The organism is Streptomyces sp. NPDC101393 (genome assembly GCF_044767385.1).
Taxonomy (GTDB): Bacteria; Actinomycetota; Actinomycetes; order Streptomycetales; family Streptomycetaceae; genus Streptomyces.
This window is the reverse complement of the sequence record NZ_JBIWNU010000006.1, coordinates 195,619-217,589: the sequence shown is the minus strand read 5'-3', so window position 1 is coordinate 217,589 and position 21,971 is coordinate 195,619. Positions and strand designations below refer to the sequence as shown.

Sequence of the window (21,971 nt, the reverse complement as noted above, 5' to 3'; positions counted from 1 at the left end):
GGGTCACGCGATCCGCCCGCGAGGTGAAATGGATCCGTCGTCCGGGAAAACCGGACGGAACGGCGGCGTCAGTTCTTCACGGAGATTTCATAAAGGACGAGTTCGATGGTCTCGTCGCCTTCCGTCAGTTGCCGCCGGCGCAACGGACGCAAGGTCCTGCCGCATTCCTCGGCGAGCCGCCGCAGCAGCTTCAGATCGCCGCGCTCACTGAACTGCAGAAGGGCGGTGCCGCCCTCGGTGAGCAGGCCGGGTGCCTCGGCGAGGTAGCGGCGGTGGGCCTCGTACCCGGGGTCCACGTACGCCCGCTCGTGGTCCGTTCGGTGGCGGTAACCGGGCGGCGCCAGCACGTAGTTGGAGTGCCAGTACACGGTGTCGAAACGGGCCATGGCCCCGATCGCGCCGAACAGGTCGCCGTGCACCGAGGTCAGCCGGTCGGCAACTCCATGACGTGCGGCGTTCTTGTCGGTGTTCTGCACGGCCGAGACGCTGATGTCGGTGGCCACCACCGGTGAACATCCGGCCAGTGCGGCGCTGACGGCGATGACGCCCGTCCCGGACCCGACCTCCAGAAAGCTGCCGTCCCGCCGGAAGGCGGGCGCCTCGTCCCCGGTGAGCCCCAGCAGTTCGAGAGCGACGCCGGTCGTCGCCGAGCAGACCGGCGCGAACACCCCGTCCAGCAGGTCCCATTCCCGTCCGGCCAGGGCGAATACCTCCGGTCTTCGCCCACTCGCCAGCGCCGCCCTGCTGCGCGCCAGCGAACTCACATAACTCGCCTTTCCTGTCATCCCCACCCCTTGTAATCCGTCGGGACATCACTCTTGTGACACCCCGTCGCGATATTTTCCGAGGAGGCCGGCGATCGGAAGGTGTCCCCGTGACCACGCTGACCCGCCAAAGGGTGACCGGAGCACACAGCGGAATCCGTCCGGGACATCGAAGCTTGACCCGTCCCGATCAAGAAGTTAAAGTCCGCTTAAAGATCTTACCTTCGGGTCTGGGGGGACTTGGTGGAATCCGGGGAATCACCGACCGATTCTCAGATATTCGCGGTCCTGGAACTGCTGGCCGGGGAGGCCCCTCCCCGAAGCTTCGAGGACCTCCTGTGGGAGGCGCGGCGGCACTCCGGCGGCGAAGAGCGGTCGGGCAAGCTGGAAGCGGCCGTCCGGATCGCCATGGACATCCGCGCGACGGCCGAGCAGCGCCGGCGCCGCGAGTCCGCACTCGCCGCCCTCGTGGACACCACCCAGGAGATCTCGTTACACCACGAGTTGGACGGCATGCTCAACGTCGTCACCCGGCACGCCCGCCGCATGCTCGCCTTCGACATGGCCTACGTCAGCCTGCGGCTCCCGGACGGCAGCAGCTACGTCCACAAGTCCGACGGCGACACCACCGCGCTCAACACCGGCCTGGAGATGGGCCGCGGGCTCGGCCTGGGCGAGATGGCACAGGGCACCAGCGCCCCCTTCTGGACGCCCGACTACCTCACCGACGAACGCTTCCCGCACTCCGACGAGATCGACCGGGTCGTCAACTCCGAGGGTCTGCACGCGATCCTGGCCGTGCCGATGACGTACGACGGCCGGACGGTGGGCGCGCTGTACGGCGCCTCGCGCGCGATCCGGCACTTCTCACCGGACGAGGTCAGCCTGCTGCGCTCCCTGGCCGACCTGTCCGCGTCGGCGATCGAGGCGACCCGCCATCGGGACCGGGTCCAGTCGGCCCTGGCCTCGGCGGAGGCCGAGAAGACCCGTATCGGCGCGGCACTCACCGAGAGCCGGTCGCTGGCCGAGGTACAGGCCGGGCTCACCGGCATGTGCCTGGAGGGCGCCGATCTGCACGACATCCTCCGGGCCGCGGCCTCCTCCCTGGGGGCGGATCTCGTCCTGCGCAACGCCGGGGGCCGGACGATGGCCTCGACCGGGCCGGTCCCGGAGATCCCGACGGCCACGGTGGTGCGGGCGATGGCGGACTCCCATGCCACCGCCGCCGCGATCGAGCTGCCGGACGGCCTGTGGGCCGCCCTCGTCGCCGGCGGGGTGGAGGGACCGGGAATCCTGCTCTGCAAGAGCCCGGAGCCACTCAGCGAGGAGAACCGGCGGCTGCTCCACTTCACCGGCCAGAGCGTCGCCCTGGTCCTGCTGCTGCGGCACAATCTCGCGCCGGCATCCGGGCCCGCCCGTGACGAGTACCTCGCCGACCTGCTGTCCGGCACCCCCAGAACCCCGTGCCACTTCGCCGAGCGCGCCCGCCGGATCGGCATCGACCCGACGGCCCCTCATGTGGTCGTCGTGCTGTGCCCCGACGGCGCCAAGCGGGGCGAGGCCGCGATCTGGGCCTCCTCCTACGCCTACCGGCACGCCGGCCTGATGACGGTGAGCGCCGACCGCGTGGTGCTGTTCCTGCCCGGCGACGACGCGTCGGCCGCCGCACGTGCCGCCTCGGACGAGCTCACCCAGCTGCTGGGGCACGCGGTATCGGCGGGCGCGGCAGGCCCGGCGAAGGACCTGGCGGCGGTCAGCAAGGTCTACCAGGAGGCGCTGCGCTGCCTGGACACCCTGGTCGCCCTCGGTGGCACCGGCGGTGCCGCGGCCGCCGGGGACCTGGGCTTCCTCGGCCTGCTGCTGTCCGACGACCACGACGTCGACGCCTTCATCTCCTCCGCCGTCGGACCGGTCGTGGAGTACGACGCGCAGCGCTCCACCGACCTCGTCCGCACCCTGGAGGCCTATTTCACCTCCGGCGGCAGTCCCAGCCGCGCGGCGAAAGACCTCCATGTGCACACCAACACCGTCGCCCGCCGCCTGGACCGGATCACCGAGCTGCTCGGGCCCGACTGGCAACAGCCCGCGACCGCACTGGAGATCCAGCTCGCGCTGCGTCTCCAGCGGGCCCGCGGTGCCGTCTACCGACCGCGCACCCCTCCCCTGGCGGATCAGGCCGACCGGGGCGGCGCGTAGACCGGCCCGGGTGCGTGGACCGGCGGCCGGGCCCGCTCACCGGTCTGCCCGGTCTGCCCGGTCAGCGCCGCCACCGCGTGCGCGGCGGAGGCGAGGGTGATGTGCCGGTGCCAGCCCTTGAACGAGCGGCCCTCGAAGTCCTTGAGCCCCACGTCCTCGCCCACGGCGGCCAGGTCACGGCAGGCCCGGCCGCCCAGCTTCGTCATCCGCAGCAGCGCGACGGCCGGAACCGAGGTCATGTTGGTCACCCACAGGGCATCCGGTGAGCTCCGCCCGCCGCTCCACTCCCCGAGCAGCATCAGGTCGGCGCCGTCGTCGCCCGCGCCGGGCCGGCGGCCGCGGACCCCTCCTCCGGCGGCCCCCACCCGTACGGCCGCGGTCAGTCCGCCGGCCGCGGCGGCCGGGCCGGCCGGGTCGGCCCATCCCACCCTGCGCCGCAGGCCGTTGACCGCCGCCAGGATCTGCTGGGCGGCCAGCGGCCCGCCGCCGTAGCCGGGCAGTGCGGGGTCATGGACCGAGAGCCGGGCGGTTCCGCTGACCCGGGCGATCACGGGGACCCCGGCCCGGGTGAACCGGCCCATGGTGCTGCCGACGTGACCGATGTGGGTGTTCAGCACCACCGGGCGCGACGGCACCTTCCAGGACCCCAGGACTTCCAGTACCGCGCTCGCCGCGCACTCCTCCAGCGTCTCCTCGCCCGCGCCCTCCGGGATCTCGGCCTGCCGGCGCCGCGCGGTGTCCTGCATCCAGGAGTCGGGCAGGAACAGCCGCCAGTTGATAGGGGTGTTGAGGTGCTCGGACGCGTACCAGACGCCGAAGGCCCGCTGTCCCCGGAAGGCCCCCAGGCAGGGGTCGTAGCCCTGGTCCACGCCCACCGACTGCTCTCCCGCCTTGGGGATCGGCATCGGGTGCACCACCCAGGCCTGCGGCGGGCTGAGCCGCGACAGATACGCCGCCAGCGCCTCCCGGACCGGCTGCCAGTCCCAGGTGGAGCTGCTGATGAAGTGGTGCAGGCTCTGCTCCGCCCCCGAGCCGCCCACATGGGCGGCGATGTTGCGGATGGACTTACGGCCGGGGGTGTTCAGCATCCCGCGCAGATACTGCTCGCCCTTCTGCCGCTGGTCCCGTCTCGCGAACGACGTGAACAGCACCTCCGCCAGCTCCCGTGTGGCCGCTTCCCGCCCCTCCACCAACCCGTCGGACGCGGTCCCTCCCCAGACACCCGCCGCAACATCCGCCACCGCACCCTCATCGAACGACACAGTCATTTGTCTCCCCCTCCGACACCTGAGTTGCCGACCGCCGCCAAGACTGGTCGAAGCGGTGTGCCCGGACGAGGTACGCCGACGCCCTAACTCCGGCACCGGTCGGTGGTGCGGACACCTCGGGGCCTCCCGGGCCCCCGATCGGGGCGGCGGCGGACGCGCAGCCGTGCGAAGAGGACGGTGGGCGGACCACCGCGGCACACCGAGGACCGCGGGCAGGAGGGACCGACGGCCCGGGGCGGGGCGAGCCCGGCGGCAGGCGGACCACGACACCGCGGCGGCCTTTGATACCCGGGTCACACCATCCCAGCGAGCGTCACGGGCTTGTCAATGGCCCCGGTGCCACAGGACGTCATTTTCGGCCATGCTGCGGGCGGGAAAACCGGCCTCGTCGAACCCGTCGCCGGGTCCACGTCATCCGTCAGGGGCAATCAATCCAGCCAACCGGCGGCCGGACAGGTGTAGTCGGCACGGAGATATTACTATCGAGAACGCAATGTGATGGGCACAGATGGGGAGAGACATGCGGCCACGTGTGGACGAGATGCTCGACTACTGCACCCTTGAGGTCGCGATGACCGTCTGTGGGGGTGTCTGGAAACTCAGTATCCTGAAATACCTGTTCACCGGAACATTGCGTTTCGGCGAACTGAACCGCGCTATGCCTGATATCACCCCGCGGATGCTCACTCGCCAACTCCGCGACCTGGAGGAGGACGGGCTCGTGCTGCGGACCGTCTACCGCGAGGTTCCGCCCCGGGTGGAGTATTCGCTGACCGAGATCGGTATGAGCCTCAAGAGCCTGGTCGACCAGCTGGAGGACTGGGGCAACTGGTACCGCGAGCAGATCCGCACCCCGGTCCCCAACTCCTCGGTCGCCTGATCCGCGGCTGGGCGCCGGTATCCGGACCCGCGGCGTCCCGCGGGGCGATGAACGTCCCGCGGGACACCACTGCGGCGTCGGCCGGCCTGCAGTGACTCGGTCACTCGGTCACTCAGTGGCGTCAACCGAAATGATCAGCTGGTGGACTGGTGCTCCGGCACCTCCACCGGGGCTGCGGGCCTGGCGGGCCGCAGGAGGACCGCGGTCATGGCGGCGAGCACCAGCAGCACGGCCGCCGCTGTCGCGGTGGTGACGGAGAAGCCGGTTTCGTAGGCACGTTGGGCGCTGTGGCGGAGGGCGTCCCGTGCACCGCCGGCGAGCTTCCCGGCCAGCTCCATCGCCGTACCGAGTGATCCGGAGGCAGCGTCGTGCTCACTCGGTGTGAGTCCGCCGACCGGGGTGAAGTTGGCCCGGTAGGCCACGGTGACGACGATGCCCATCGCGGCGACGCCGAGGCCCGCCCCGAGCGAGAATCCGACCTCCTGCACGGCCCCGGCCTCCGCGGCCCGCTCCGGCGGTGCGGCGGTCATCATCGAATCGGCGCCCAGTGTCATGACCGTGCCGGCGCCCAGGCCGACCGCGACCAGCGAGGCGAGGTTGCCCGCCGCGCCGCACACCGCCAGTGCGAGCAGCGCGAGGGCGAGCAGCGACACCCCGGCGGTCACCCCCATGCGGTTGCCGACGGCGGCGGCCAGCTTCGGCGCGAGCACACCACCGACGGCACTGGCCACCGCGACCGGCACCAGCGTCAGGCCGGCCTTCAACGGTGAGTACCCGTCGACCAATTGCAGCTGCTGGGTCAGCAGGAACAGCAGGCCCGTGTAGGCGCCGTAGCAGAGCAGGATCGACACGGTGGACACGGAGAACCGCCGGTCGGTGAAGAGCCGCATGTCGAGCAGGGGGTTCGGGATACGGCGCTGACGTACGGTGAAACCGGCCAGCAGCACCACTCCCAGCACCCCGACCACCACGGTGACCGGGGACAGCTTCTCGGGCTGCCCGATGTGCTGCAGCGCGTACACGGCGCCGGCCAGACCGAGGATGGAGAGCACCGCGCTGGGGACGTCCCAGCGCTGCGGGTCGGGGGTGCGGGACTCGGGGACCAGCACCAGGCCGAGCACGACGGCGACGATCGCGATGGGCACGTTGACCAGGAATACCGCGCCCCAGGAGAACTTCTCGACCAGCGCTCCGCCCACCAGCGGACCGAGCGCCGCACCGGTGCTGGAACTGGCCACCCACAAGCCGTACGCCAGCGCCCGCTCACGGGGCACGGGGAAGATCACGCGGATGATGACCACCGTGCTGGACAGCAACATCGAGTAGCCCAGGCCCTGAACGGCCCTGGCCGCGATGAGCTGTCCCGGTGCGGTGGACAGGGCCGCCACGAGCGAGGCCAGCGCGAAGGTCACGAGCCCCGCCATCAGAATCCGCTTGCGCCCGATCCGGTCGCCCACCGTGGAGCAGACCACCAGGGTCGCCGCCACGGTGAGCGCATATCCGTCCATGATCCACAGCAGTTCGGAACTCGACGGCAGCAATTCCCGGCTCACCGTCGGCAGCGCGACATTGAGAATGGTGAGGTCCATGCCGCCCATGAGCATCCCGGCCAGCAATACGGCCAATACCGCCCAGCGGCGAGAAGCTGTCTTTTCTTCCGTCATCACACCATCGTGCAGACCGCCATCGACGAAGACAAGTACGGTATTTCCTGTCCCTTAGGGACATGATGTGTACTATCCCTGACCCGTTGATTCCGGCCGATTGCCAGGCCGAAGGCAGGCGCGGTCCGTACCGTTGGCGCCTTCGCGCCGGAACGGGAAAACAGAAATTCGGGGTGAATTCAAGGGGACTTCAGGACACCGGCTCGGGCCGCATGGCGAAACCGCGGTTCACCGGGCGTCGGCAGGATCGAGCAGGCGCATGAACCGTGGTGGTGTGTCCACCGACGGCAGGCCGGCGAGGACGTCCACGGCCGTGCGCAGGTCCGGCTCGCGGACGGCGTCCGTGATCACCACCAGCGCGTCGCGGCCGGCTGTGCGGCTCCGCCGGGCGGAGTCCACCCCTACGTCGTGGAAGCGCAGCACGGAGGTGACGCCGTCGAGCCCCGAAAGGGAGTCGTTGACGCCGATCCTGAGGTGATACCGGGTGCGCAGATCCCCTATGCCCTGTGTGCGTTCGGGCGCGGTGGCCGGTGCCGTCGTCTCCTGGTGCCCGAGCACCCTTCGTCGCGCCGCTGTCACCAGGTCGCCCACGACCGCGCTGGACGTGGGGGCCCCTCCGGCGCCCGCGCCGCGGAACAACAGCGGGCCGGTGTCCGGGGTCTCGACGATCACCCCGTTGTCCGCACCCCGCACATCGGCGAGCGGGTGTGTGCGGGGCACCATCGCGGGATGGACCCGGGCCAGGATCCCCTCCCGGCCGTGCCGGGAAGGAATGCGCTCCAGCACGGCGACCAGCTTGACGACCCGGTCGCAGGCACGGGCGTCCGCCACGTCCGTCGCGGTCACCCCGGTGATGCCCTCGCGGTACACGTGCTCCGGGGGCATCCAGGTGTGGAACGCCAGCGAGGCGAGGATCACGGCCTTGAACGCCGCGTCCGTCCCCGCGACATCGGCGGTCGGGTCGGCCTCGGCGTACCCGCGCTCGACGGCCTCGCGCAGCGCCGCCCCGAAGGCGCCGCCTGTCTGCGTCATACGGTCCAGGATGTAGTTGGTGGTCCCGTTGACGACGCCGACGACACGGGTGATCCGGTCGCCGCCGAGCGAGTCACGCAGTGGGCGCAGCAGGGGTATCGCCGCTGCCACGGACGCCTCGTAGGTCAGGTCGACGTCGTGGAGTGCGGCCGTCTCGTGGAGAGCGGGTCCGTGTGTGGCCAGGAGCGCCTTGTTGGCGCTCACCACCGAAGCGCCGTGTTCCATGGCCGTGGTGATCAGGGAGTGGGCCGGTTCGGTGCCGCTGAGCAATTCCACGACGATGTCGACATCGTCGCGTTTGACCAGCGCCAGCGGATCGTCGGTCCACAGCTGCGGGTCGATGGCGAGACCTCTCGACCGCCGGAGATCGCGTACGGCGACGCCGGCCAGCTCGATGGGTGCGCCGATGCGGTCCGCCAGGAGGTCCCGCTTCTCGGACAGCCTGCGGACGACTTCGGTCCCGACCACCCCGCAACCGAGTACAGCCACTTTCAGGGGTTCGGCGTTCATGGCGATGTCCTTTCGACGGCGCGATGGAGAGGGGTGGCCGGAGCGGGCGGTGACCCGGTGGCCGCGGGCCGGCCCTTGTCGAGCGGCGGGCGCACGGTCAGCGCCCGGTCCCCGCGTGGACGACCGCCTCGGTGGCGGCGTCGAGTCCGAATCCGCGGTGCAACACGCGTACCGCGTCCTCGAGTTGGTCCGCGCGGCACACCGCGGACACCCGGATCTCGGAGGCGGAGACCAGGTGGATGCCGATACCGGCCTCGGACAGGGTGCGGCGGACCGTCGCCAGGACTCCGGCGCCACTGCCGATCCCGGCACCCACGAGCGAGACCTGGCCCGCCGACGCGTCGCACCGCACCGCCCCGTAACCGATGCGGGCGCGGTGCTGCTCCAGCAGTTCCACGGCGTGCGGTCCGTCCGTGTCCCGTACGGTGAACGCCAGTTCGTTCCGCGGTGGAGCCGGGATGTCCGGCAGCACGCCCAGGGGGATTCCGGCGGAGGAGAACACCTCGAGGATCTGCGCCGGCGCCGGCGGTCCTGCGGGGATGTCCGCCACGGTGAGCTTCGCTATCGACCGGGTGTGTGTCACTCCCGTGACGACGGGGTCCTGTGCCGAACCACCCTCCACCGCCGGCGACACGAGCGTTCCCGGACGGTCGGTGAAGGAGGAGCGGACACAGATGTCGACATCATGGCGGCGCGCGTGTTCCACGCAGCGCGACATGAGGACCTTCGCACCGGTCGCCGCCATTTCGAGCATTTCCTCGCAGCTGACGGAGTCCAGGAGCCTCGCGCTGCCGACCACCCGGGGGTCGGCGGAGAACACCCCGTCGACGTCCGTGTAGATCTCGCACACATCGGCTTTCAGCGCCGCGGCCAGCGCGACCGCGGTCATGTCCGAGCCGCCCCGCCCCAGTGTCGTGGTGTCGCCGGTGTCCCGGCTGATGCCCTGGAACCCCGCGACCAGGGCGATCGCGCCCTGGGCCAGCACCTCGCGGACCCGGTCCGGTGCCACGTCGAGGATGCGGGCGCTGCCGTGGTCGGCGGTGGTGAACACCCCTGCCTGCGCCCCCGAGAAGGACTGGGCGCTGCCCCCCAGGTCATGGATCGCCATGGCCATCAGCGCATTGGAGACCCGCTCCCCGGCGGTCAGCAACATATCCATTTCCCGCGCCGGCCGATTGCCGCTGACCTTCTCCGCGAGGTCGATCAATTCATCACTGGTGTCGCCCATCGCCGAACAGACGACGACGACTTCATGGCCGCTGCGCCGTGTCCGGACGATGCGCTCGGCAACCTGTCTTATCCGGTCCGGTCCCTGCAGCGAGGACCCTCCGTACTTCTGGACGACCAACACGTACCTGCTCCATTCGGCATCGGCTGACTCGGTGTCCGGGACGGCCTGGTGGCCGTGTGCGGCAGAGCGCCCTGCCTCACCGCCCGGTGGACGGTGAGGCAGGGCGGGCCGGCTCAGAGGGTCGAGTCGAGCCAGGTGGCGACCGCCTGCGCGGTCGAGTCGGCGAACTCGTCGATCATCGAGACATGGCTGCCCGGTACGGAGACCTCGGTGTGCGGCAGCGGCCAGGTGGAGCGCTCCCCGCCGTCGTCCCCGGGCAGTTGACCGGCCCGGACCATCAGCGTCGGCGCCTGGGCCCGCTGGGGCGACCAGCCACGGAAGAGGCCGAGGTAGCGGCCCATCGCGGTCAGGTTCGCGTCGTCGACCAGATCGGCCGCCTCCGGCTTGTCGGCCAGCTCGTCGAAGAGCGTCGACTGGATCTGCAGGATCTCCCGGTCGCCCGGAAGATAGCTGTCCAGCAGCACCACACCCGCGGGCCGGTGTTGACCGTGCAGGGCCTCGGCCACCGCCTGGGCGAGCCATCCGCCCGAGGAGTAGCCCAGCAGGACGAACGGCTGGTCCGCCGCGCACGCCCGTACCGCCTCGGCCTGTGCCGTAACGAGCGACTCGATGCTTTCGGGCAGCGGCTCGGACTCGGCGTAGCCCCCGGCCGTCAGCGAGTACACGTCGCGCTCGCCGCGGAAGGCCGAGGCGAACCTGGCGAACTGGTAGGGGCTCGCCGGGGCCACGAAGGACGGCAGGCAGACCAGAGCGGGCCCCCGGTCCCCACGGGCGAACCGGATCGGTGGCCGCACCGGAGCGGGCCGTTCCGAGGCCGGCCGCAGCCGGGCCGCGACCCCCAGCATGTCGAGCGCATCGCTGATCTGTCCGCTCGCACATGCCGACCGGAACAGTGACATGAGCGGTGTGGACGGTGCGGACGGCGTGCCGGGCGCCTCGGCGACGGCCACGGAGCCGCTCACGGCTTCGGGTCCCGTTCCGGAGCCGCTTGCCGCCCCGCCACCGGCCCCCGCCTCGGGTCCGGTCCCGGCTCCGGCCCCCGCCTCGGTCATCAGCTCGTCGAGCACCTTGGTCAACTGGTCGACGGTCGGATGGTCGAACAGCACCGTGACCGGCAACCGGATTCCGGTGAGCGCTGCGAGACGGGTACGCAGTTCCATGGCGGAGAGCGAGTTGAGCCCCAGCTCGGTGAAGGTGTCCGTCACCTCCACCGTGCCCTCCTTGCCGCGGCCGAGCGCAAGGACGAGCTCCTCGGTGATCACTTCGGCGATCAGGTCGGAGCGCTCCTGGCCGGTCAAACCGGCGAACTTCGCCGCCAGCCCCCGGGTGCCAGGTGCGGCCGAGGTGACGTGCACGCCCGAGCGGTCGAGCCAGAAGCGCTCACGCTGGAAGGCGTACGTCGGGAGGTCGGCACGGCCCGTACCGGTGCGGGCGAAGATGCCGGGCCAGTCGATGTGCACACCATCGGCGAACAGATGCGCCGCGGACCGCAGGAGCTGCGCCGGTTCACCGCTGTTCCTGCGCAGCGATCCCGTGACCACCGCGTCGCCGTCCACCGCGTCCACCGTGTCCTGGATTCCGATGGTCAGCACCGGGTGCGGGCTGACCTCGATGAACACGGTGTGCTTGCTGTCCAGCAGCGACTGCGTGGTCTCCTGCAGCCGGACCGTCTGCCGCAGGTTGCGGTACCAGTAGTCCTGGTCCAGCTCACGGGTGTCCAGGCGTTGCGCGGTGACCGTCGAGTAGAACGGGATGTCCGACGGCTGCGGCCGGATTCCGGACAGGCTCGCGGTGATCTCCGCCCGCACATCCGCCACATGGGGCGAGTGGGAGGCGTAGTCGACCGGCACCGTCCGCGCGCGGACGCCGTCGGCGGCCAGCTGCTCCCGCAGCCGCTCCACCGCTGCCGCGTCACCGGCCACCACGGTCGAGTTCGGCCCGTTGACGGCCGCCACGGAGAGCTGCTCCGCCCACGGTTCCAGCAGGGCGCGTACCCGGTCGTGGGCGAGCGGCACCGACAGCATGCCGCCGCGGCCCGCGATCGCGAGCAGGGCCCGGCTGCGCAGTGCCACGATGCGGGCGGCGTCGTCGAGCGAGAGCGCGCCCGCCACGTGAGCGGCGGCGATCTCGCCCTGCGAGTGGCCCATGACCGCCGACGGCTCGACGCCGATCGCCTTCCATGCCTCCGCCAGCGAGACCATCACCGCGAACAGCACCGGCTGCACCACGTCGACCCGGTCCAGGCCCGGTGCGCCGGGCGCGCCCCGCACCACCTCGGTCAGGTTCCAGTCGGTGTGCTCGGCCAGTGCCCGCTCGCACCGGGCCATCGCTGCGGCGAACTCCGGTGAGCTGTCGAGGAGTCCGGTGGCCATGCCGGCCCATTGCGTGCCCTGCCCGGGGAAGACGAACACGACCTTGTCGCGGGGGCGCGTGGCGACCGGGGTCGCCTCGGTGGCGGTCACGTCGCCGAGCCCGGCCAGCAGCTCCGCCCGGTCCGCGCCCACCACCACCGCACGGTGGTCGAATACCGAACGGGAGGTGGCGAGCGCGAAGCCGACGTCGGCCGGGTCCCAGTCGTCCTGCCCGGCGAGGTGGTCACCCAGCCGCTCCGCCTGGGCCCGCAGCGCCTGCGCACTCCGGCCCGACAGCACCCAGGGAACGGCAGGAAGCGACCCGGCGGCGGGCTGCGGCCGGTCCGCGTCCTCCTCCGGCGGTGCCTGCTCGATGATCACGTGAGCGTTCGTGCCACTGATCCCGAACGACGAGACACCCGCCCGCCGCGGACGCTCCGCCTCCCACGACTGCGTCTCGGTCAGCAACCGCACCGCACCACTGGACCAGTCGACATGCTCGGACGGCTTACGCACATGCAGGGTCGGGGGCAGGACGCCGTGCTGCATGGCCATCACCATCTTGATGACACCACCCACACCCGCCGCGGCCTGCGTATGACCGATGTTCGACTTCAACGACCCCAGCCACAACGGCCGCTCCCGCTCCCGCTCGTGGCCATACGTCGCCAACAAGGCCTCCGCCTCGATCGGATCGCCCAGCCGCGTCCCCGTACCGTGCGCCTCCACCACATCCACATCTGCCGGAGCCAGCCGCGCATCCCGCAACGCCTGCGTGATCACCCGCTGCTGCGACCGCCCGTTCGGCGCGGTCAAACCGTTCGACGCACCGTCCTGATTCACCGCCGTCCCCCGCAGCACCGCATGAACCCGATGCCCAAGACGCCGCGCATCCGACAACCGCTCCACCAACAGAAGCCCCACGCCCTCGCCCCAGCCGGTGCCGTCGGCGTCGTCGGAGAACGACTTCGACCTCCCGTCCGGCGACAGCCCCCGCTGCCGGCTGAACTCCACGAAGGTGCCAGGGGTGGACATCACGGTGGCGCCCCCCACCAGGGCCAGTGAGGACTCGCCGGAGCGCAGCGCCTTCGCCGCCAGGTGCAGCGCCACCAGCGAGGACGAGCACGCCGTGTCCACCGTCATCGTCGGGCCGGTGAGGTCGAACAGGTACGACAGCCGCCCGGAGATGACGCTGGCGGTGTTGCCCGTCAGCAGCACTCCCTCCAGGTCCTCGGGCATCTGGTGCACCGGCGGGGCGTAGTCGTGGTACATCGCGCCGATGAAGACCGCGGTGTCGCTGCCGCGCAGTGACTGCGGGTCGATACCCGCATGCTCGAACGTCTCCCACGCCGTCTCCAGCAACAACCGCTGCTGAGGATCCATCGCCACCGCCTCACGCGGCGAAATCCCGAAGAACGACGCATCAAAACGATCCGCGTCATGCAAGAACCCACCCGTACGCGCATACGACTTACCCGCCGCATCAGGATCCGCATCAAACAGATCCTCCGCCCACCCACGATTCCCCGGGAACCCACTGATCGCGTCCCCGCCACTCACCACCAAATCCCACAACTCACCCGGAGAGCTCACGCCCCCCGGATAGCGGCACCCCATCCCCACGACCACCAACGGATCATCCTCAACCGGCCCCACCACCACCGCCGGCTCCGGGACAGCGGCCGTGGCCGTGTCCGCTCCGCCCAGCCGCTCGTCGATGTAGGCCGCCACGTCGTCCGGGGTGGGGTGGTCGAAGACCAGCCCGGTGGGCAGCGACACGCCGACGGCAGATCCGAGCCTGTTGCGGTACTCCACCGCCATCAGGGAGTCGAACCCGATGTGCTGGAACGAGTCCGCGGGCTGGATGACGTCGGCATCGGCGTGCCCGAGCACCGCGGCCGCCTCGGCCCGCACCAACTCGGCGATCCTCTCCCGCCGCTCCGCCCGCGGCAGCTTCGCCAGACGTGGTCCCTTGGCCGCCTGCGGCTGACTCCGCTCGCGGCGCGGGGTGTTCCGGCCGCCGACCAGCCGGCGCAGCAGCACGGGCGGCTCGCCCGCGGCGGACCGCAGGGTGGCGAGGTCGAGCCGCAAGGCGGCGAGCGCGGCCTCGTCCGTACCGAGGGCCCGGTCGAACAACGCGAGGCCCTCGGCGTGCGTCAGGACGCCCACCCCCGCACGTGCCATGCGCTGGATGTCGTTGTCCGCCAACGACTGCGCCATGCCTCCTTGTTGTTCCCACAGCCCCCAGGCCAGCGACGTGCCCGGCAGTCCCTGTGCCCTGCGGTACCGGGCGAGTGCGTCGAGCGAGGTGTTGGCAGCGGCGTAATTCGCCTGTCCTGCCGCACCGATCAGGCCGGAGATGGAGGAATACAGCACGAACGCCGACAGGTCGAGGTCCCGGGTCAGCTCGTGAAGGTTCCACGCCGCGTCCGCCTTCGGGCGCAGCACGCCGTGCAGCCGCTCGGCGGTGAGCGCGGTGATGATGCCGTCGTCCAGCACACCTGCGGTGTGCACGACCGCGGACAGCGGGCGGTCCTCCGGAATCGAGGCGAGCAGGCCGGCCAGCGCCTCCCGGTCGGCCGCGTCACAGGCCGCCAGTCGGACCTCGGCTCCCAGCCCGGTCAGCTCGGCCACCAGCTCGGCCGCCCCGGGCGCCTGCCCGCCGCGCCTGCTGAGCAGCAGCAGATGCCGGACACCGTGTTCCCTCACCAGGTGCCGGGCGAGCAGCCCGCCGAGCGCACCGGTGGCACCGGTAATCAGCACCGTACCGGTGGGGCCTAATTCCGTCGGGGCCGCGAACGGGCCGTCCATCGGGGCGAGTTCGGGGACCGAGGCGACGCCCGCCCGCAGGGTCAGCTGCTGCTCACCGGTGGCCACGGCCGCGGCGAGCGCCCGGTCCGACGCGGCGGTGCCGTCGGTGTCCACCAGGACCACCCGCCCGGGGTGCTCGGCCTGTACGGACCTGACCAGGCCCCAGGCCGCTGCCGCCGCCGGATCGGTGTCGCCGTTCCGGGTCAGCACCACCAGCTTGCCCTCGGCGAGCCGGTCATCGGCCAGCCACGTCTGTACGGCCTCCAGGACGGGCGTCGCCGCATCCGCAGCCGTCGAACCGGTCACCGGCAGCACGACCAAGGAGGGCAGGTCGCCGCTCGCCAGTTCCCGGGGTGACTCCAGGACGCGCGGGAGCCCGGCCGGCTCTTCGCGGTCGTCGAGCGGAATCTCCCGCCAGGTCACCGTGAACAGCGACGGCTGGTCACCGCTCCGGCCCATCGCGTCCGCGGGGACCTCCCGCCACCTCAGCTCCCGTACGGTCGCGACCGGGTGGCCCGATCCGTCCGTAACGGCCAGCGACACGGTGTCCTGTCCGGCCCTGCGGAACGCAACGCGCAGCCGGGTGGCTCCCGTTGCCTGCAGACGGACGCCCGACCAGGAGAACGGCAGGCGTGTCGGCCCGGCCTCGTCCACCACTCCGGGCAGCAGCACGTGCAGCGCAGCGTCCAGCAGCACCGGGTGCAACAGGAACGCCTCGTCCGGCCGGTGCTGCTCCAGGTCGACCTCGGCGAACACGCTGTCGCCGAGGGTCCAGGCCGCGCGCAGCCGCCGGAAGGCAGGACCGTACTGGTAGCCGTGCTCGGCGACCCGGTCGTAGACGTCCTGAAGGTCCACCTCATCGGCGTCCGGCGGCGGCCAGCCGACGGACTCGGCAACCTCCGCATCCGGGGCGTCGGACAGGCTGCCGGCGGCATGCAGCACCCACTCCCCCGCCTGCCGCGTGTGCACGCTGAGGTCCCGCCTGCCGGATTCGTCAGCGCCGGTGACCGTGAGCTGCACCTGCACCCCACCGGATTCCGGCAGCACGAGCGGGTTGGTGAGCGTCAGCTCCTCGACCGTCGCGCAGTCGACGAAATCGGCGGCATACAGCGCCATGTCGATGAAGGCGGTGGCCGGAAGCACGACGGTGTCCAGGACCGCGTGGTCGGCCAGCCAGGGGTGGTGCGACAGCGACAGCTGCCCGACGAACGTGACACCGTCGCCGTCGGCCTGCTCGACGGCGGCGCCGAGCAGGGGGTGGCCGAGCGGCTTCAGCCCGGCCGCCGTGACGCCTCCGCCATCGGCGGCGGAGGGCATCAGCCAGTGGCGTTCGCGTTGGAATGCGTACGTGGGCAGATCAACGACGCGGGCGCCATGACCGCGGTAGGCCTGACCCCAATCAACATCGACACCACGCGTGAACAACTCCGCCAACGCAGCGACAAACGTCTCCGGTTCAGGCTTCCCCGCCCGCATCACCGGCACCGCAACAACATCCGAACGCTCCGCGATCTCCGGCACCAGAGCCGAAAGCACCGCACGCGGACCTATCTCCACAAACGTCCGCACACCCGCACGCTCAGCAACCCGCACCGCCTCCAGAAAACGAACCGGCCGACGCGCATGCCCCACCCAATAATCCGCCGTCGCCAACACATCAGAACCCGCCACACCACCCGTCACCGTCGACACCACAGGAATCCGCGGAACCCCGAACGTCAGACCCGACACCACCCCACGAAACGCATCCAACATCGGCTCCATCAACGGCGAATGAAACGCATGACTCACCACCAAACGCTTCGTCCGAAAACCCCGACCGGACAACACACCGGCAACCGCCAGCACCTCATCCTCATCACCCGCCAACACCACCGACTCCGGACCATTAACAGCAGCAACACCCACCCCCTCCGAAAGCAACGGCAACACCACCGACTCCGCAGCACCCACCGCCACCATCGCACCACCCACCGGCAACGCCTCCATCAACCGCCCACGCGCCGCCACCAAAACCACCGCATCATCCAGCGACAACACCCCCGCCACATGAGCAGCAGCAATCTCCCCCACCGAATGCCCCACCAAAAAATCAGGCACCACACCCCACGACGCCACCAAACGGAACAACGCCACCTCAACCGCAAACAACGCCGGCTGCGTCACACCCGTCCCATCAAGCCCCGCACCCGAAAACACCGCCTCCCGCAACGACAACCCACCAACAGACCCACCGAACCCCACCTCATCAAACCGCCCACACACCTCATCAAAAGCCTCCGCAAAAACCGGAAACTCCCCATACAACTCCGCACCCATCCCCGCCCACTGCGCCCCCTGACCAGTGAACAAAAAGCCCACCCCACCAGACACCACAGACGACACAGACGACACAGCCGGCACAGACACCCCCGAAGCCCCCGAAGACCCCGACGCCACACCAGCCAAACCAGCCAGCAACTCCGCCCGATCCCCGCCCACCACCACCGCACGATGATCGAAAACCGAACGGGAGGTGGCGAGGGCGAAGCCGACGTCGGCCGGGTCCCAGTCGTCCTGCCCGGCGAGGTGGTCACCCAGCCGCTCCGCCTGGGCCCGCAGCGCCTGCGCACTCCGGCCCGACAGCACCCAGGGAACGGCGGGAAGCGACGCGCCCGCCGGCTGCGGCCGGTCCGCGTCCTCCTCCGGCGGTGCCTGCTCGATGATCACGTGAGCGTTCGTGCCACTGATCCCGAACGACGAGACACCCGCCCGCCGCGGACGCTCCGCCTCCCACGACTGCGTCTCCGTCAGCAACCGCACCCCACCACTGGACCAGTCGACATGCTCGGACGGCTTACGCACATGCAGCGTCGGCGGCAGGACGCCGTGCTGCATGGCCATCACCATCTTGATGACACCACCCACACCCGCCGCAGCCTGCGTATGACCGATGTTCGACTTCAACGACCCCAGCCACAACGGCCGCTCCCGCTCCCGCTCGTGGCCATACGTCGCCAACAAGGCCTCCGCCTCGATCGGATCGCCCAGCCGCGTCCCCGTACCGTGCGCCTCCACCACATCCACATCTGCCGGAGCCAGCCGCGCATCCCGCAACGCCTGCGTGATCACCCGCTGCTGCGACCGCCCGTTCGGCGCGGTCAAACCGTTCGACGCACCGTCCTGATTCACCGCCGTCCCCCGCAGCACCGCATGAACCCGATGCCCAAGACGCCGTGCATCCGACAACCGCTCCAGCAGGACCAGGCCTGCTCCCTCACTCCAGCTGGTGCCGTCGGCGTCATCGGAGAACGACTTCGACCTCCCGTCCGGCGACAGCCCCCGCTGCCGGCTGAACTCCAGGAACATCCCGGGCGTCGACATCACGGCGATGCCGCCGGCGATCGCCAGCGAGGACTCGCCGGAGCGCAGCGCCTTCGCCGCCAGGTGCAGCGCCACCAGCGACGACGAGCACGCCGTGTCCACCGTCATCGTCGGGCCGACGAGACCCAGGTTGTAGGCGACCCTGCCTGCCATGACGCTGGCGGTGGTGCCGGTCAGCAGGTGGCCCTCGACGCTGTCGGGCGCGGCGTGCATCGGAGGTCCGTAGTCGCCCGCGGTCGCGCCGATGAAGACCGCGGTGTCGCTGCCGCGCAGTGACTGCGGGTCGATACCCGCATGCTCGAACGTCTCCCACGCCGTCTCCAGCAACAACCGCTGCTGAGGATCCATCGCCACCGCCTCACGCGGCGAAATCCCGAAGAACGACGCATCAAAACGATCCGCGTCATGCAAGAACCCACCCGTACGCGCATACGACTTACCCGCCGCATCAGGATCCGCATCAAACAGATCCTCCGCCCACCCACGATTCCCCGGGAACCCACTGATCGCGTCCCCGCCACTCACCACCAAATCCCACAACTCACCCGGAGAACCCACACCCCCCGGATAACGGCACCCCATCCCCACCACCACCAACGGATCATCCTCAACCGGCCCCACCACCACCGCCGGCTCGACCGGCTCGGTCGATCCGGCCAGCCGCTCGATGACGAAGTCCGCGACCTCGCTCGGGGTGGGGCACTCGAAGACCAGGCCGGCAGGGAGGGACAGACCGACGGCCGCGCCGAGCCGAGTGCGGAATTCCACGGCGGTGAAGGAGTCAAAGCCCAGGTCGGTGAAGGTGTGGTGCGTGTCGATCTCGCGGGCATCGGCGTAGCCGAGGGCCGCGGCGACCTGCGCGGCCACCAGCGCGTGAATCGTGTGCGGTTCCGCGGTCTCCGCCGCGGGCGCGGGTGCGGACGAGGTCCCGGACTGTGCCGGAACGGCCTCTGGGGGAAGGGCGTTCGTGGTCAGGGTGTCAAGCCAGTGGCGTTCGCGTTGGAATGCGTACGTGGGCAGATCAACGACGCGGGCGCCATAACCGCGGTAGGCCTGACCCCAATCAACATCGACACCACGCGTGAACAACTCCGCCAACGCAGCGACAAACGTCTCCGGTTCAGACTTCCCCGCCCGCATCACCGGCACCGCAACAACATCCGAACGCTCCGCAATCTCCGGCACCAGAGCCGAAAGCACCGCACGCGGACCTATCTCCACAAACGTCCGCACACCCGCACGCTCAGCAACCCGCACCGCCTCCAGAAAACGAACCGGCCGACGCGCATGCCCCACCCAATAATCCGCCGTCGCCAACACATCAGAACCCGCCACACCACCCGTCACCGTCGACACCACAGGAATCCGCGGAACCCCGAACGTCAGACCCGACACCACCCCACGAAACTCATCCAACATCGGCTCCATCAACGGCGAATGAAACGCATGACTCACCACCAAACGCTTCGTCCGAAAACCCCGACCGGACAACACACCGGCAACCGCCAGCACCTCATCCTCATCACCCGCCAACACCACCGACTCCGGACCATTAACAGCAGCAACACCCACCCCCTCCGAAAGCAACGGCAACACCACCGACTCCGCAGCACCCACCGCCACCATCGCACCACCCACCGGCAACGCCTCCATCAACCGCCCACGCGCCGCCACCAAAACCACCGCATCATCCAGCGACAACACCCCCGCCACATGAGCAGCAGCAATCTCCCCCACCGAATGCCCCACCAAAAAATCAGGCACCACACCCCACGAAGCCACCAAACGAAACAACGCCACCTCAACCGCAAACAACGCCGGCTGCGTCACACCCGTCCCATCAAGCCCCGCACCCGAAAACACCGCCTCCCGCAACGACAACCCACCAACCGACCCATCAGCCGACCCACCAAAACCCACCTCATCAAACCGCCCACACACCTCATCAAAAGCCTCCGCAAAAACCGGAAACTCCCCATACAACTCCGCACCCATCCCCGCCCACTGCGCCCCCTGACCAGTGAACAAAAAGCCCACTCCACCAGACACCACAGACGACACAGCCGGCACAGACACCCCCGAAGACCCCGAAGCCCCCGACGCCACACCAGCCAAACCAGCCAGCAACTCCGCCCGATCCCCGCCCACCACCACCGCACGGTGGTCGAAAACCGAACGGGTAGACGCCAACGACAGGCCCACATCCGCCGGGTCCCACTCGCCCCCACCCGCCAGATGCGCACCCAACCGGTCCGCCTGAGCGGCCAGAGCACCGGCCGACCGACCCGAAAGGACCCAGGCCGTGACAGGGGGCTCAACGGCTGCCCGGGGCTCTTCGGGGGCCCGGGCCGGCGACTCCGCCACCACGACATGGCAGTTGGCACCGCCCATACCGAACGAGCTGACCCCTGCGACCAGTTGCTCGTCGGCTGCGGGCCAGGTGCCGTACTCCTGCTGCACGGCCAGGCGGAGCTCGTCCAACGGGATGTCCGGGTTCGGCGTGCGGTAGTTCAGGCTCGCCGGGAGCCGTCGGTGCCAGACGCTCAGAGCGACCTTCAGGAAGCCGGCGATACCCGCCGCCCCTTCCAGGTGGCCGAGGTTGGTCTTCACCGATCCGACGCGGAGCGTCCTGCCGGATCCGGCGGTGCCGACAACCGAGCCCAGAGCGGCGGCCTCGATCGGGTCACCGACCTTCGTCCCGGTACCGTGCAACTCGACATACTGCACCGCACCGGGGTCGATCGGGGTGTTCTCGTAAGCCAGCCGGAGCACCTCGCGCTGAGCCTGCTCGTCCGGCGCGGTGACGCTCGCACCGCCGCCGTGGTTGACGGCGCTGCCGGCGACCACGCAGTAGATCCGGTCCCCTTCGGCGAGCGCGCGGGCGAGCGGCTTGAGTACGACGGCCCCGCCGCCCTCGCCCCTGACGTAGCCGTTGGCGCGGGCGTCGAAGGTGTGGCAGCGGCCGTCCGGGGACAGTCCTCCCCACTTCGTGGAGATCACCGACGTCTCGGGAAGCAGGCTCAGATTGACCCCACCGACGACCGCCGCCTCGGACTCTCCCCGGCGCAGGCTTTCGCACGCGAGGTGCAGGGCCACCAGGGAAGAGGACTGTCCGGTGTCGACGACGAGGCTGGGGCCGGTGGCACCCAGGAAGTACGACAGGCGGTTCGCGATCATGCCGCGCTGCACGCCGGGCATCGTGTGCTGGGTGCTCTTGGCGACCGCGTCCCGGTAGACCAGGCGCGAGAAATCGTCCCAGATCGATCCGACGAACACCCCGACCCGGCGCCCGCGCAGCCCATCGGGCCGCACCCGGGCATCCTCCAGCGCCTCCCAGCCCAGTTCGAGCATGAGCCGCTGCTGCGGGTCCATCATCGCGGCCTCGCGCGGCGACAGGTGGAAGAACGCCGGATCGAAGTGGTCGATGTCCTCCAGGAAGGACCCCCACCGGGAGTTCATCCGGCCGGCCGTCGCACGGTCGGCGTCGTGGAAGGCGGCCGCGTCCCACCGGTCCGGGGGCACTTCGCCGATCGTGTCGCGGCCCTCGCGCAGCAGCGTCCACAGTTCCGCGGGCGTCGATGCCTGGGAAAACCTGCAGGACAGTCCGACCACGGCGATCGCCTCTGCCGAGTCCGACGGAATCTCATCCATGGAAATAGTCGTGTGGTGCACAATCTTCCCCTTCTGTGACCCGGGATCGGGCGTGGCGGACTGCGCCGCGCACGCACAGGAGGCGTTGCGGCGGTGAGGTGAGGCGGGATGGCGTTCCGCGCCGTGGGCG

General features: G+C 70.1%; 8 protein-coding genes. 2 read left to right on the top strand and 6 right to left on the bottom strand.

The window, feature by feature from the left end:
- Positions 1 to 68: 68 nt before the first annotated feature.
- Complete coding sequence (locus tag ACIRQ7_RS20710) at positions 69 to 785, bottom strand: 50S ribosomal protein L11 methyltransferase (RefSeq protein WP_404264171.1); 717 nt, start codon at positions 783 to 785, stop codon at positions 69 to 71.
- 222 nt (positions 786 to 1,007) lie between these two features.
- On the opposite strand from ACIRQ7_RS20710, the gene ACIRQ7_RS20705 reads away from it, so the two are divergent.
- Positions 1,008 to 2,960, top strand: coding sequence for a helix-turn-helix domain-containing protein (locus ACIRQ7_RS20705; protein WP_404264169.1), 1,953 nt, complete (start codon positions 1,008 to 1,010; stop codon positions 2,958 to 2,960).
- On the opposite strand, the gene ACIRQ7_RS20700 is transcribed toward ACIRQ7_RS20705, so the two are convergent.
- Positions 2,936 to 4,228, bottom strand: coding sequence for an IS701 family transposase (locus ACIRQ7_RS20700; protein WP_401471133.1), 1,293 nt, complete (start codon positions 4,226 to 4,228; stop codon positions 2,936 to 2,938). The two genes, ACIRQ7_RS20705 and ACIRQ7_RS20700, sit on opposite strands and share 25 nt — an antisense overlap.
- Positions 4,229 to 4,748: 520 nt before the next feature.
- Between ACIRQ7_RS20700 and ACIRQ7_RS20695 the strand changes: the two genes are divergently transcribed.
- On the top strand, positions 4,749 to 5,108 hold the full coding sequence (locus ACIRQ7_RS20695) for a winged helix-turn-helix transcriptional regulator (protein WP_404264167.1): 360 nt from the start codon (positions 4,749 to 4,751) through the stop codon (positions 5,106 to 5,108).
- A gap of 134 nt (positions 5,109 to 5,242) precedes the next feature.
- Here the strand turns inward: ACIRQ7_RS20695 and ACIRQ7_RS20690 are convergent, their stop codons facing one another.
- The 4 genes from ACIRQ7_RS20690 to ACIRQ7_RS20675 form a co-directional block, all read right to left on the bottom strand.
- A complete protein-coding gene (locus ACIRQ7_RS20690) occupies positions 5,243 to 6,772 on the bottom strand; it encodes an MFS transporter (RefSeq protein ID WP_404264165.1) in 1,530 nt (509 codons plus the stop codon).
- A gap of 228 nt (positions 6,773 to 7,000) precedes the next feature.
- Positions 7,001 to 8,314 (bottom strand): homoserine dehydrogenase, encoded by a 1,314-nt coding sequence (locus ACIRQ7_RS20685; protein WP_404264163.1) that lies wholly within the window; start codon positions 8,312 to 8,314, stop codon positions 7,001 to 7,003.
- 97 nt (positions 8,315 to 8,411) lie between these two features.
- Positions 8,412 to 9,665 carry an aspartate kinase gene (locus ACIRQ7_RS20680; RefSeq protein ID WP_404264161.1) on the bottom strand — a complete coding sequence of 418 codons (1,254 nt, stop codon included), beginning with the start codon at positions 9,663 to 9,665 and terminating at the stop codon, positions 8,412 to 8,414.
- Between the two features lie 113 nt (positions 9,666 to 9,778).
- Complete coding sequence (locus tag ACIRQ7_RS20675; RefSeq protein WP_404264159.1) at positions 9,779 to 21,841, bottom strand: SDR family NAD(P)-dependent oxidoreductase; 12,063 nt, start codon at positions 21,839 to 21,841, stop codon at positions 9,779 to 9,781.
- Between the last annotated feature and the right edge of the window lie 130 nt (positions 21,842 to 21,971).